Origin of the sequence: Geomicrobium sp. JCM 19038, assembly GCF_000698125.1 — a bacterium.
Lineage (GTDB): Bacteria > Bacillota > Bacilli > Bacillales > Marinococcaceae > Geomicrobium_A.
Genome location: NZ_BAXA01000005.1, coordinates 199,350 through 213,010 on the forward strand (window position 1 = coordinate 199,350; position 13,661 = coordinate 213,010).

The following is a 13,661-nucleotide window of genomic DNA, read 5'->3' on the forward strand; positions in this document are numbered from 1 at the left end:
GAAAGCCCATGTATAACGTTACGGCCCAAGCGATTTTTGATTTAAACAAGGCAGAAGGTGTTGATTGTTCACTTTACCTGGCATTTTTTTATCTTCTGAGAGGATTGCCGGTAGTCGCAGTAGAAGAACGATGATTGCGAATACAGACAAGATGCCCCAAAGCTGTAAAGCGCCTTGCCAACTAAACATGGATGACGATGCAACGGGAACAGATACGCCGGACGCCAATGCTCCAAAGACGTTCATGGAGACTGAATAAATGCCAGTCATCATACCGATTCGATAAGGAAAACTCATTTTTATTAAGCCAGGCATGAGTACGTTACCGACAGCGATTCCGAGTCCTAATAACACGGTTCCCGTTAATAATAAAGAAGCAGAGCCGGTAGAACGTATGAAAATCCCAAATGCTAACAGCACCATCGCCAAGAGTAATGTAATTTCCATGCCGTATTTTCTCGATAGCCTAGGTACAAATGGAGAGAAGAGGCCAAAAGCAAGAAGTGGAAGTGTATTTAAAAGTCCAACCGTAGAGTTAGAAATTTGAAGATCTTCCCGTATAAATGGAATGAGCGGACCGACGGAAGTCATCGGTGAACGTAAGGTTGAAGCAATAATTAAAATGGCTAAAATCAGTAAAAATGTATAATAACGATTGGATTGCTTTTCGGGTGAAAGTTGCAATTGAACCTCCTTATCACTGCTGAAGAAGTGTATCACAAAAGCAGGGCATTATAAATATATGTTTTTTAAGTAAAACATGGGAGAGCGCGATTACAATGATGAAGGAACTCGTTACACGTTAAATGATCAACGCATAGAAATGATAGACAGTGTTAAGACAACCAGAATAGCACAGGTTCATCATGCAACCTGTGCGACTAGCATGTAACGTTTGCGCACGTGTTCTCAAGCAAGGCATTAGTGCGTAGAAAGCCAAATGTACCGAACATGATCATCCATCGTTCAAATCGTAAACTTTATGTTGTGATCTCGGTCAATATATACGATCGCTTCACCTAAGCCCATCTCTTGATATGTGTAATAATCATCGCCATAAACGTCAATCGCTTTCTTGGCTGGATCGCCAATTTGGATGCCGGAGGATGTCTGTAGATCCTCACCCATTGAGATTGATGTAATTTCATGAGCGTCATTCGTATGAACATAATAAGTCGCTGATTGATAACCGTAGCCATCAGGTTGAAGAGAACGCTCAAACTCACCGACGGATCGCAACGTATCTTCATCAACGCTCATGTGTAATGAGAAAGGTTCAATCGATTCGTGACTAAGGTCTGTAGAAGAAGTGAAGAGTTGTTGATTAGGATAAAGTGCTATTGCTAGAATTACAATAATTAGTAAAAGCAAAAGAATGGCTAACGCTATAAATCCCCGTTTTCGTGTAATGAAAATTCACCTCCGATCGTCCATGTTTATACGATCATTGTCGAGTTATCGGAATTTTGGTTACACTCGCGGTGTTAATTTGCGATATAGCTACGGTTCGTTTAAGAATACCTTTTGTGTTGTTCTATTAAGGATTCATCCCATTTGTCTTGTGGCAACTTCGTGATTAATTCGATTAAATTACCGTCTGGGTCTCGTACATGTGCGGTTGAAATTCCCCATAGTGGCTTTTCTTGAATGCTTGATTCGAACGTACCACCTCGTTTCTTAATTTCACGTACAGTTTCTTCTAAATTGGAAACTTCAAAAATACACATGAACGAATCTTGAGATAAAGCTCGTTTTGGTAGACCCGTCGTTCCGACCGTCTCAGCAATGAGTTCTTTTTTGAACAGCGCTAATACGCTTCCTTCACCAACATCAAAGCTGGCATAATTCCCACCGGGTTCTCCCCAAGTGAGTGAGAACCCCATCACTGTTTCATAGAAGTGCAGACAATCATCGAAATGCGAGACGAGTAAGCGAATGTTATCAAATTTCATGTGAACCCCCCTTATATGTTGTGAAAATTACAACTCTTTAGCGTTGACTATTCGTAACTGCGCGTTTAATTTGCGCAATGTGATAGAGGTCGTGTTCAGCTAGTCCAGTGAAATAATCTTAGAATCGTAGGCGTGTTTTCCCAATGGTGAAAGGTTGTTCCCATCGATTTATAGGGAGCTCTTGAATTGCTGTTAGAAGACGTGTTCTCACGAAAGTAAATTGATAAATCGTGGTGCTCTTTTCTTCGTTTCTAGATTTCAACGCTGATGAGTGGTTAATGATTGTTGCGTCAGGACCCTTTGCTAATTGCTCGTTTGTGAATAGATAAGGAATTCGCTTTTATAAGATAAATTCATCCCACGGTATGAAGTGTCCGATTACTTCAGCAACGGTCCACTTCCCGTATTCAATTTCTTTTCGCCACGTTTCTTCGCTTACATCGTACAAGGATTATACGAAATTCATCGTTTGCTTGTGATGTTCTAAGATTTCTGTTTTTCTTTCGTTCATAACATCAACTCACTTTTCTACTAAAAGCTTATCATAACGTGAAAGAGGCACAAGCGAAGGTTACCGATCGCTTGTGCCTAACTTTATTTAGCGTTTTATACTTCAATCGTTAAAAACTCAGCAAGTTGCTTTTGGTGTTTGTCGAGTTTGATTTGTTCTGGGCGAATTCCTTGATCGAGTAATACGTGAATGTTTTCTGCCAGAAATTCATCGCTACCGACGATGTAGAAGAGTCCATCTTTGTCTGCGGAGAGATTCTTCACTTCTTCATAATAATCATGACGGTTATCGACGAACTGTGATGTGAACTTTTTATCAGGAGCCGACTCAAATAATGTTGTGAATAGGTAATCTTTTGATGAATCGATGTTCAAAGAATGAACGTGGCTAACGTTGTCCGCACGATCGAAATAGTCAAGTAAAAGTGGTCTGAACGTTGCTAGGCCAACACCTGAGGACAAGAGGTAGACCTTTTTGTCTTCTCTTCTAAGAGGTATGTTGGAATGCGTCTTAAAGATCGCAACTTCATGCCCAACGTCAAGGCTACGTAAAATTGATTTGAATTCCGAACATTCTTCCTTGATGCGCGTTGTAATTCCGATTGCGTTTTCGTGTGGCAATGTGGAAATGGACATATGGCGGATGAGACTGCGATTTGGCTTTTCGCCAGCATTAAATCCTTCGAATGCGAAGTGAGTGTGGGCTCCTTCGTCCCAGGTGAAGTCCTCAGGGCAGTCGAGTAAGTACGTTTTTACTTCGGGTGTTTCTTCAACAATCTTATTGATTTTCGTCCAGTAAATTTGCATAATCAGATCCCCTTAAACCGTAATTTGACCCTTTAGTAGTTAGTATACAACAAGTGATAATGATTCTCAATATCGATTGTTGGATATTGAACTTACGTATTTACATTGAGTAAACGACTGTCGTGGCTACGCTGCGGGCGTTGCCCGATCTTAGTGCTGCGCACGACAATCTTCAGCTAACGTATAAAGGAAGTTCAACAATCATTGCTTTTAGCCATGATGTCGAACTAACCTGCTTTGCAGGCCGCCGCAGGCGTCTTCGCCACAACTGCCGCTTTTCAGGTGCATGTATTATTTGCAAAAGCAACATTAAATGTATTAAGTGCAAATTAGCATTCATACGTAATCAACATCGATTACACCGCCTTTCCGATTTTTCATAGCGGCCCAAAAGGGAGATGATGTAAAGCCACCATCCAATATAAAAAGTTGTAGCGCGAGTATAGCTTATCAAGATGTTAAGATAACAATATATGTTTATTAATGAGGTGTTCCAGTGTTTTTTAAAAGAGACAGTGAGTCAACAGATAGGCGTAGTGTAAATGTAGCTACTTTTTTAACGTTTGCATTTTGGGGTTCATTTTTATTATTTATGTCTATTTATAGTATGTGGGTTCTGGACGAATTATATAGTATACATACGGTGATACTTTTTATTGGACTCGTGATATTTTTTACAACAAGATTATTAGTAGAAATTAGTCAAAAGAGATAATAAGTACCAATAACAGTATAATCAATAGTAAGAAAAGTGCTCATATAAAATAAAGCCAATGACTAGTTACATGTCATTGGCTTTATTTTTTGACTTGCGTGTTCTGGATAACGTCTCTGTTGTTGTAAGAGGCCAGTTTAGTTTCGCGTGAATTCGTGAAGTTGTGCTTGAATCTCGTCACGAACTCGCTGAAAAACTTTCCACTTTTCGTCAGTTGTGCCTGTCGCTTTTGCTGGGTCGTCAAAGCCCCAATGCTCACGTCTTACGTGAGAAGGTGTGATTGGGCATTTATCTTTTGCGTCTCCGCAAAGGGTAACAACGAGATCAGCGTTTTGCAGAAGCTCCAGATCAAGTCGGTCAGAGGTTTGGTTTGAAATATCAATCCCGATTTCATTCATTGCTTTAATGGCGTTGGGGTTTAGTCCGTGTGCTTCAATGCCGGCACTGTAAACGTCCCACTCATCTGATAGAATCTGTTTTCCAAATCCTTCTGCCATCTGACTGCGACAAGAGTTACCAGTACAAAGGAAATAAAGAGTTTTCTTTTTCATATCATAATGCTCCTTAACTAATGATCATAAGCCAGAGGTATAGTCCAACTAATGTGATGAACAGCACTGGCAATGTAATGACGATTCCGGTTTTAAAGTACGTCCACCAAGAGATTTTCACCCCTTTTTGGGTTAACACATGTAACCAGAGAAGCGTTGCTAATGAGCCAATCGGAGTGATCTTCGGTCCTAAATCAGACCCCACGACATTGGCGTAAATGAGCGCTTCTTTCATAAGTCCAGTCATGGCAGTCGTATCAATCGCGATTGCATTAATCATAACGGTTGGGAGGTTGTTCATAATTGAACTTAAGATCGCTGCGATAAAACCCATACCCATCGTTGCTGCGAAAACACCGTGTTCTGCAATCGCTTCTAATCCAGTAGCCAATACATCGGTGAGCCCAACGTTTTGTAGCCCGAATACAACGACATACATCCCGATCGAGAAGAAGACAATGTTCCACGGCGCACCCTTTAGTACGGAGCGAGTCTGAACGACTGGGCTTCGACTTGCAATGCTCAAGAAAAGGATCGCAATGATGCCTGCAACGATTGAAACGGGGATGTGTAGAAATTCACTTACTAAGTAACCGACGAGTAAAATCCCTAGAATCCACCACGACAATTGAAACATTTTCTGATCTTTAATCGCCGTTTTCGGAGCTTGCAGTTTGTCGTGATCATAGCGTTTTGGAATCTTTTTTCTGAAATAAAGGTACAAGACTAGGATGCTTGCAAATAATGAGAAAAAGTTCGGTACGATCATGCGTGTCGCATATTCAATAAAACCGATACCAAAATAATCAGCAGACACGATATTCACGAGGTTACTGACAATGAGTGGCAAGGAAGTTGAATCGGCAATAAAGCCACTTGCGATAATGAAGGGAAATACCATCGCCTCGTTAAAGTTCAACGAACGAACCATCGCAAGCACGATCGGCGTTAAAATCAACGCGGCACCGTCATTGGCAAAGAAAGCGGCCACAATCGAACCGAGAATACACACATACACAAACATAAGCACAGCATTTCCTTTAGCGGCCTTTGTCATATGAAGGGCAGACCACTCGAAGAAACCAATTTCGTCTAAGATTAAAGAAATAATGATAATCGCAATAAACGTTAACGTTGCATTCCAGACGATACTCGTAACTTCAAGTACATCGCCAAAGGAGACGACGCCGAGAAGCAAGGCAATCACCGCACCTCCGCAGGCGGACCAACCGATGTTTAAATTTTTCGGTTGCCAAATAACGAGAACAAGTGTCGCAATAAAAATTAATGAAGCCAAAATCACAGAGGACACGTGTTAAACTTCCTTTCTAGCCGCAATCAACTGGGCGTTCTTTGTTGATGAGCTCGATGTAACGCTCATCTTGATCTGAGATTTGATTCATGATGGCATGAACAATGCCGATGGCATCGGAAGCGGTATTCAATGAGTAGAAACGCCATTGTCCTCGTCTTGTTTCCTCCACAAGACCAAAGCTTTTTAGTTTTTTTAAATGCTGACTGATCGATGGCTGGCTCATCTCAAACATATCGACAAATTGGCAGACGCAATATTCTTTTTTAGATACAAGTTTTATGATTAACAATCGTGTCGGATCGCTCATGACTTTCACGTAGGTAGCGATCTCTTCCGAACTTAAGCGATGAGTGTGATTCATTTTCTTCCTCCTTACAGAGTACGATTATAATCTAAGTTTTATATATAAGTAAATGATTATATAAATGAAAGTGAATATATTATTTTCAATAAATTCATTGTGATACAATCACGAGAAGAAAAGATTCGTTAGATAATGCCGACCGATGATGTTGAACAGTTAAGAAATGACAGGAGTGAACGTGATGACGAAACATAAGATTTATACGATGAGCTTTGCGAGTGTGTATCCACATTATGTTAAGAAGGCTGAAAGAAAAGACAGAACGAAGAATGAAGTCGATGAAATTATTTGTTGGTTAACCGGATACAGTCAGCAACAACTCGAAAAGCAAATCGACAATCAAACCGATTTTGAAACATTCTTTAATGAAGCGCCACAGTTAAATTCATCAAGAGCACTCATTAAAGGTGTCGTTTGTGGCGTACGCGTAGAAGAGATTGAAGAGCCGATGATGCAGGAAATTCGTTATCTCGATAAATTGATCGATGAATTAGCGAAGGGCAAAGCAATGGAGAAGATTCTACGTCAACCATAAATAAAGTCACACAGGATGAACTGTGTGACCGAAGTTATTTTTGATACGTGTTGAGCGCGCTACGTGTTACCGAGAACGGAGTTAAATCAAAATGACTGTCGCCAGTTAAGGTAAGATCAGCAAGAATTTCTCCAATGACCGGTGCGTATTTGAAGCCGTGTCCTGAGAATCCACCTGCCAACACAATGGATTTGTGAACAGGGTGATAATCAATAATAAAGTCATGATCTGGAGTGCGTGTGTACATGCATGCTTTTCCGTCGTTGCATTGACCAGCAGCTTTAGGTAAAAAGCGATCAAGAAATTGGCGTGGGTCTTGTTCATCTTCAGGATACGTGCCGAATGTACGATCCATTGTCGTTGGATCCACATTAGGACCGTGATCGTGACGACCTGATTTTACTCCTTTTTCATCGATCATTGGAAAGCCGTAATATTCTCCATCTGGTAAATCAGCAAAGAAAATAGGGAAAGAATCCTCAATACGGTAGAGGTCTTCTTCAGGTTCAAACCAGACATTCGTCTGTCGAGTCGGTTGCATTGGAATCTGCAGATCAAGCTGTTGGAATAGTTCTGTGTTCCATGCGCCACCGCTTACAATGATTTGCTTTGCTGAATAGCTACCGTGATCCGTCGTTACAGTGGACGCTTCAGCATCGATTCCAGTCACTTTCGTGTTTGTTAAAAGCTCTGCACCTTCAGAAAGTGCCATCTTTTTGAACGCTCGCAAACAGTTCGCACTATATAACATGCCAGCATTTTCTTCAAGGCAACCTTCATACCCTTCAGGCGCTTCAATACCTGGCCAACGGGTGTGAATTTGCTCGTAATCTAACAATTGATAAGGGATGTTATGCTTCTTGGCACTGTTGATCGTTTCACGAATAAACGAAGCACCTTTAGGTCCAAATGCTAATACACCTGTGTTGCGAAAAAGCTCATAACCAGACTGCTCTTCTAATAGTTCCCACAGTTCCTGTGCTCGAAGAGCAAGAGGGGAGTAGAACTCTCCTTCTCCTAATGCATGGCGAATAATTCTCGTTTCTCCGTGATGACTTCCCATTTCGTGGGGAGGATCAAATTGATCGATGAGTAACGTGCGGATATTCTTCTTTGAAAGGTAGTAGCCTGCAGCCATTCCCATCGTACCTGCACCGACAACAATCACATCATAATCCGTGTTCATTGTAAGAACTCCTTTGCTTATTCCAGCGTGTCCGTCAGTTTCCCTAATCTAGGAATATGAAAACGTATCGATGATTAATCAACTCCGAGCTCGTCGTCCCAAACCCCTTGTTGCTTTCGAATGTCAACAATCTGACCAATATGATACGCATTGTGAATCGTTAAATGGGTCAGATCAGACGCTTTTTCGCTAAGTGTCTCTTCATTGGAACTGCGCACAGCGTCAGTCCACTCTGTCATCAACGTATCAAACGCACGTGTCGTGTCTTCCCAAGAATCATGGCGATGGTTGTTAAAAGACTCATCATTCGAATCAATCGTATAAGGTGAACCTCCTTGACCTTTAAAACGATTTAAATAAGAACGATTGTAATAAAGCAAATGATTAACCGTCCCCCAAATTGTGTTGGCGCGATCGTGATTCTTCCATAACGCCTCTTCCTCGGTAACGCCGGTTAATGCTTCACTCATTGAAACAAACCAACCGCTCTTGTTGTGAATCGCCTGTAGCTGGGTAAGAAGTAATTCTCGTGTATCCATCACACTCACTCCTTTATTCTCCATTAATGGGTGAAGTATAAAGAAAGAAATTGAAAAAGTCCAATTATTGAATCATTTGTGTTGTGATTCAAAAGATTCAATGCTACGTTAGAAAACGTGTAGAAGGGAGTGTTGACCATGAATATCAGACCATATAAACAAGCAGACCAAGAAAAGATTAAAGCGCTAGCTGAACGTTTTTTGGAATTTGAGTTGTTGCCTCATCGCGATTCTGAACAAATGTACGAGAAGCAAATTGAGCTTACGGAGGCTGCTTTTAAAAATGCTTCGAATCTTTTTATTGCCGAACAAGATCAACAATTCCTTGGATACATCGAATTGGCTGAACAACGAGATTTCTTTACGAATGAAAGCGTGGCATACATCTCAGCAATTGCGGTTACCCCAGAAGGGCAAGGCAGTGGAGTAGGGAAGCAATTAATGAAAAAAGCAGAGGAGTGGTGCATCGAACGAGGCAACTCTCAACTCGTATTAGATGTGTTTAAGGCAAATGAGGGGGCTGTACAGTTTTATAAACATTTAGGGTTTGACGAAGAGATTGTGAAGATGGTGAAATCGCTAAAATGATTATGGAGGGATTGTCGTGATTACCGTCCTTGAGTCTTATCAATGCTCAAAAACAGGGAATAAAGCCGATATGGAAGACGTAACGGTCGTGACAGAAGTGTTTGCTGCGGTCATTGATGGGGCGACGAATGTGTCCGGTCGAATGATTGATGGAAGTACACCAGGTCAACACGCTTCGAGGCTCGTTGTGGAAACGATTCAATCCCTAACAGGTCATGAAGTTATTCATGAGATTATTCAGCTCATTAACCGTCGTTTTATATCATTTTATAAACAACACAACATGTTGGAAGATGTTCAGAAACACCCTTACTTACAGCTGTCTGCAACGATGGTGTTGTACAGTCACTATTATAGAAGAGTATGGGCCATTGGAGACGCACAATGCCTAATTAGTGGACGTTATTTCCAAAATCAAAAGATCGTCGACCAGATTACAGCCGACGCCCGCGCATTACTTGTCGAGGCTGAGCTAGCAAAAGGTAGATCATTGGGTGATATTCAAGAGGATGATCGAAGCTTCGAGCTGATCAAACCACTCATTCAATCTCAATACCAATTTCAGAATGGTCATCCTGACGATCCTTATTCTTATAGTGTCATTAATGGCTTTCATATACATAAAACGAGCATTGTAGAACTCGTTGTGCAAGGTAACCCGATTAGACTCATCCTAGCATCCGATGGATATCCAAAGCTTAAAGAGACACTAGAAGAAACCGAAGCTTTTCTTACAAAATGCATTCAGGAAGATCCGTTGTGCATTCGAACGAATAAGAACGTTAAAGGTGTGACGAATGGAAGATTATCTTATGATGATCGAAGTTATCTGAGTTTATTGGTTGGTGCTCAGCAAAAAGGGGGATAGTCATGAATCGAGTCATGGTTATGGGTGTTTCTGCAGGTGTAGGAAAATCTACATTTGCAAAGGAACTTGGAAAACGGATGCAAATTCCTGTACATCACCTGGATGCTTACTATTGGAAACCAGGGTGGGAAGAAGTGTCATATGAAGAATTCTTAGCACGTCAACATGAATTAATTGCTTGCAATAAGTGGTGGATTATTGAAGGGAATTACACACAAACGTATACCATTCGTGCAAAAAATGCAGATACGATCATTTATCTAGAGCTTCCACTTTATGTTTGTCTTTACCGTGTAATCAAACGTCGGCTATTCTATCACGGGAGAACGCGTCCAGATATGGGAGAAGGGTGTAAAGAGAAGTTAGATATGGAGTTTCTTCGATTTATCTGCTCAACGTATTACCCACGTAAAAAGAAAATGAAGGATCGGTTTGTTGCATTTCAAGAAGGGAACCCGTCAAATAAAGTCATCGTATTAAAAAGTAGGAAGGAAATTCGGTCGTACTTAGAAACGTTACACTCATGAGTTATAGGATAAAATGTGAAAGAAGACAAGTGCTTTAATTAATCTTAATATTGTCCATGAAAAACAGTTTCTTAATGATGGTGAATCCACATGATCGGAATACGCATACATTTAACTGAATGAATTCCATCATTTGAAGACCTCGTTAAAAAGCTGAATGATTCCATCTAGTTATAAAAGGAATGATTTTCACTATAGGCGGATGTGTGCATCCCTCACTATGACACTTGTCATGGTTTGGCTGTGACACGTGTGTCTTACCTAATCAGAATCGGTTCGCTACACTGTATGTAATCAGTGAGGTTGGGTGGGATTGATATGAGCAGGGAAAAGCAACGAGCGCTTAAACAGAGTGTCGCACCGTATGCGACGTCCAATACGAAAGCGGGCGTCTTTCAATTAATAAATACATTGCTCCCATTTGGTGTAGCGTGGTTTTTGGCTTACCAGAGCTTAAGCATCTCAATTTGGTTAAGTCTCGTTTTTTCAGTCATTGCTGCCGGATTTGTCGTTCGGATCTTTATTATTTTTCATGATTGTACGCATGCGAGCTTCTTTAAGGATCGAAGGTGGAACCGGATCATAGGAAATGTGTGCGGTGTGCTCACGCACTTTCCATTTGAAAAATGGAAACACAGTCATTCGATTCACCATGCGACGAGTGGAAATCTCGACAAACGTGGTGTTGGTGACATCTGGGTCATGACCATTGATGAGTATAAAGAAGCGACTAAAATGGAGCGTTTGAAATACCGCTTGTACCGTAATCCGTTCATTTTATTTGGATTAGGGCCACTTTATTTGTTTCTCGTAGAAAACCGCTTCAATAAAAAAGGTGTAAAGAAAAAAGAGAAGTACAATACGTATCTAACGAATGTGAGTATTGCTTTACTGTATGGTGTAATGATTGCATTGATCGGTTGGCAAGCATTCTTACTCGTTCAAGTGCCAATTATGTATTTATCAGGAGCAGCTGGTATTTGGTTGTTCTATGTTCAGCACCAATTCGAAGATTCTTATTTTGAGAATGATGATGAATGGGACTTTGTTAAAGCGGCTGTTGATGGAAGTTCATATTATAAGCTTCCGAAAGTGATTCAGTGGATTACAGGCAACATCGGCTATCACCATGTTCATCATTTAAGTCCGAAAGTACCGAACTATCATTTAGAGAAAACACACGATAATACGCCGCCATTGCAAACGGCAACGACGATTACGTTCAAAAAGAGTCTTGAATCGATTCGGTTTCGATTATATGATGAAAAGAATCAGACGTTTGTGACGTTCAAAGAGATGAGACAATCACGTCGCTCACAATCGGCGTCTGGCTTGAAGAGTAAATCTAAGCAAGTTGAACAAAGGTTATAAAGAAAAGCTCTCCTGAATGAGAGCTTTTTTCTTCGTCATGAACGATCATTGTAGTAAAGGAGTTATTCACTTGTATCATTGGTTCCATATCTTCCCGAAGAATACAGGTCTAAGCTTATATGCGTGGATTGCATTTTGTATCTTGCCTTTTTACTTTATTATTCGATCGTCAACGTTATATGAAATTATCATTGGCATTACGATGCTCATGTTATTTTTCACGATTTATCGACTCTCCTTTGTAAAACAAGGGTGGACGGTTTACGTCGCACTTAGTATTGAAATGGTCATTAGCATTGGCATGACGATCTACTTTGGTTACGTGTATTTCGCGTTATTCATCGCGTTCTTTATCGGCAATGTGAAGAGTAAATCAGGATTTATTAGTCTTTACGTCGTTCATCTTTCAACGACAGTTATTGCATTTGCTGTTGGATTCATTTTTCAATATGATGTCTTTATTGCACAATTACCGTTTAACGTATTGGGATTACTCGGTGTCATTTTGCTACCTTTTACCATCTATCACCGTAACCGAAGAGAAGAATTAGAAAGCCAATTAAAAGATGCTAATGAGCGCATTTCTCAACTGATGGTCATGGAAGAGCGACAGCGAATCGCCCGTGACTTGCATGATACACTTGGACAGAAGCTATCGTTAATTGGATTAAAAAGCGATCTTGCCAGTAAATTATTAAGTACAAAACCAGACTTGGCCAAGCAAGAACTTGATGATATTAACCAGACGTCTCGAACGGCACTCAGTGAAGTGCGGGAGATTGTCTCAAACATGCGAACGGCAAGACTGGAAGACGAAATGGTCCGAGTACAAGAGTTATTAAGGTTTAGCCAGATTGAGTGTGATATTTCAGGGGAGCATACGCTGGATCAACTTCCTTTACTGATTGAAGATGTGTTCTGTATGTGTTTACGCGAATCAGTCACAAACGTTGTGAAACATAGTCAATCATCAACATGTCAGATTCAGCTAAGTAACCTTGCAGAAGAGTGGCGGATGGTCGTACAAGATGATGGAATTGGGATTAAGCCAGAAACGCCAACCGACACAAAAAGTGGCATAAAAGGAATGAAAGAACGGCTAGAGTTTGTTAATGGCAAGTTGGAGGTTCATTCGAATCAAGGAACTGAGGTCATGATTCGTATACCGAGGATTATCCACCAAACCGAAGGAGGGCACGAATGATTCGAATTATATTAGCAGAAGATCAAGGTATGCTCCTAGGAGCGCTTGCATCGTTGCTCGAATTAGAAGACGATATGACCGTAGTCGGTAAGGCTACGAATGGTCTTGAAGCGGTGGAGTTAGTTCGAGAGCATCAACCTGATATTTGCATTATGGACATTGAAATGCCACTTATGACCGGGATTGAAGCTGCAGAATCTTTAAAAGACGAAACGTGCAAAATTATCGTGCTAACGACTTTTGCACGAACCGGATATTTCAATTATGCCCGCGAAGCAGGCGTGAGCGGCTACTTGCTAAAAGATAGCCCGAGCGATGAGCTTGCAAGAGCGATCCGAACGATTATGAGTGGCCGTAAAGTGTACGCACCAGAACTGATGGATATGATGCATACGAACATCAATCCGCTAACAGAACGAGAAGGTCAAGTGATCTCGTTAATTGCAGAAGGCAAAAGTACAAAAGAAGTGGCCGATCTGTTAGACATAAAAACAGGCACTGTTCGAAACTATGTATCCGTGATTTATGAGAAACTAAATGTCAGCAATCGCATTGAAGCGATTTCGCTGTTTAAAGAAAAAGGTTGGTTTAAATAATAGGGTGACGTACTCGGCTTGTTACTTAATCCT

The 13,661-nt window shown here is 40.9% G+C and carries 16 protein-coding genes; 7 read left to right on the forward strand and 9 right to left on the reverse strand.

The features are described from left to right. Positions 1–18 precede the first annotated feature (18 nt). The 7 genes from JCM19038_RS23500 to JCM19038_RS08740 form a co-directional block, all read right to left on the reverse strand. Positions 19–684 (reverse strand): MFS transporter, encoded by a 666-nt coding sequence (locus tag JCM19038_RS23500; RefSeq protein ID WP_238554340.1) that lies wholly within the window; start codon positions 682–684, stop codon positions 19–21. Between the two features lie 282 nt (positions 685–966). After that, positions 967–1,371 (reverse strand): hypothetical protein, encoded by a 405-nt coding sequence (locus tag JCM19038_RS08715; RefSeq protein ID WP_042416796.1) that lies wholly within the window; start codon positions 1,369–1,371, stop codon positions 967–969. Positions 1,372–1,511: 140 nt separating this feature from the next. Next, positions 1,512–1,952, reverse strand: coding sequence for a VOC family protein (locus JCM19038_RS08720; RefSeq protein ID WP_042416800.1), 441 nt, complete (start codon positions 1,950–1,952; stop codon positions 1,512–1,514). 606 nt (positions 1,953–2,558) lie between these two features. Next, entirely contained in the window at positions 2,559–3,269 is a 711-nt protein-coding gene (locus JCM19038_RS08725) for a bifunctional nitric oxide dioxygenase/dihydropteridine reductase 2 (protein ID WP_042416802.1), read from the reverse strand. 852 nt (positions 3,270–4,121) lie between these two features. Further along, positions 4,122–4,535, reverse strand: coding sequence for an arsenate reductase (thioredoxin) (gene arsC, locus JCM19038_RS08730; RefSeq protein ID WP_042416805.1), 414 nt, complete (start codon positions 4,533–4,535; stop codon positions 4,122–4,124). A 13-nt stretch (positions 4,536–4,548) separates the two neighbouring features. Further along, positions 4,549–5,847, reverse strand: coding sequence for an arsenic transporter (locus JCM19038_RS08735; protein WP_042416808.1), 1,299 nt, complete (start codon positions 5,845–5,847; stop codon positions 4,549–4,551). 16 nt (positions 5,848–5,863) lie between these two features. Next, complete coding sequence (locus JCM19038_RS08740) at positions 5,864–6,211, reverse strand: helix-turn-helix transcriptional regulator (protein ID WP_042416810.1); 348 nt, start codon at positions 6,209–6,211, stop codon at positions 5,864–5,866. Positions 6,212–6,395: 184 nt separating this feature from the next. Between JCM19038_RS08740 and JCM19038_RS08745 the strand changes: the two genes are divergently transcribed. Continuing rightward, the gene (locus tag JCM19038_RS08745) at positions 6,396–6,749 is read left to right on the forward strand and encodes a DUF2200 domain-containing protein (protein ID WP_042416813.1); all 354 of its coding nucleotides are present in this window, start codon (positions 6,396–6,398) and stop codon (positions 6,747–6,749) included. Between the two features lie 34 nt (positions 6,750–6,783). Here JCM19038_RS08745 and solA read toward each other — a convergent pair whose 3' ends face one another. Beyond that, positions 6,784–7,935 (reverse strand): N-methyl-L-tryptophan oxidase, encoded by a 1,152-nt coding sequence (gene solA / locus JCM19038_RS08750; protein ID WP_042416816.1) that lies wholly within the window; start codon positions 7,933–7,935, stop codon positions 6,784–6,786. Positions 7,936–8,009: 74 nt separating this feature from the next. Continuing rightward, positions 8,010–8,474 (reverse strand): DinB family protein, encoded by a 465-nt coding sequence (locus JCM19038_RS08755; protein WP_042416819.1) that lies wholly within the window; start codon positions 8,472–8,474, stop codon positions 8,010–8,012. A 138-nt stretch (positions 8,475–8,612) separates the two neighbouring features. Here JCM19038_RS08755 and JCM19038_RS08760 point away from each other — a divergent pair, with 138 nt between their 5' ends. From JCM19038_RS08760 to JCM19038_RS08785, 6 genes are all read left to right on the forward strand, one after another. Then, positions 8,613–9,062: a GNAT family N-acetyltransferase gene (locus JCM19038_RS08760; RefSeq protein ID WP_042416824.1), complete on the forward strand. Its 450-nt coding sequence runs from the start codon at positions 8,613–8,615 to the stop codon at positions 9,060–9,062. A 16-nt stretch (positions 9,063–9,078) separates the two neighbouring features. Beyond that, positions 9,079–9,930 carry a hypothetical protein gene (locus tag JCM19038_RS08765; protein WP_042416826.1) on the forward strand — a complete coding sequence of 284 codons (852 nt, stop codon included), beginning with the start codon at positions 9,079–9,081 and terminating at the stop codon, positions 9,928–9,930. Between the two features lie 2 nt (positions 9,931–9,932). Further along, positions 9,933–10,457, forward strand: coding sequence for a topology modulation protein (locus tag JCM19038_RS08770; RefSeq protein ID WP_042416829.1), 525 nt, complete (start codon positions 9,933–9,935; stop codon positions 10,455–10,457). 318 nt (positions 10,458–10,775) lie between these two features. Further along, complete coding sequence (locus tag JCM19038_RS08775; protein WP_042416831.1) at positions 10,776–11,828, forward strand: fatty acid desaturase; 1,053 nt, start codon at positions 10,776–10,778, stop codon at positions 11,826–11,828. A gap of 70 nt (positions 11,829–11,898) precedes the next feature. Then, positions 11,899–13,032 (forward strand): sensor histidine kinase, encoded by a 1,134-nt coding sequence (locus JCM19038_RS08780; RefSeq protein WP_042416834.1) that lies wholly within the window; start codon positions 11,899–11,901, stop codon positions 13,030–13,032. After that, complete coding sequence (locus JCM19038_RS08785) at positions 13,029–13,628, forward strand: response regulator transcription factor (RefSeq protein WP_042416837.1); 600 nt, start codon at positions 13,029–13,031, stop codon at positions 13,626–13,628. The genes JCM19038_RS08780 and JCM19038_RS08785 overlap by 4 nt, the downstream gene beginning before the upstream one ends. Positions 13,629–13,661: the final 33 nt, after the last annotated feature.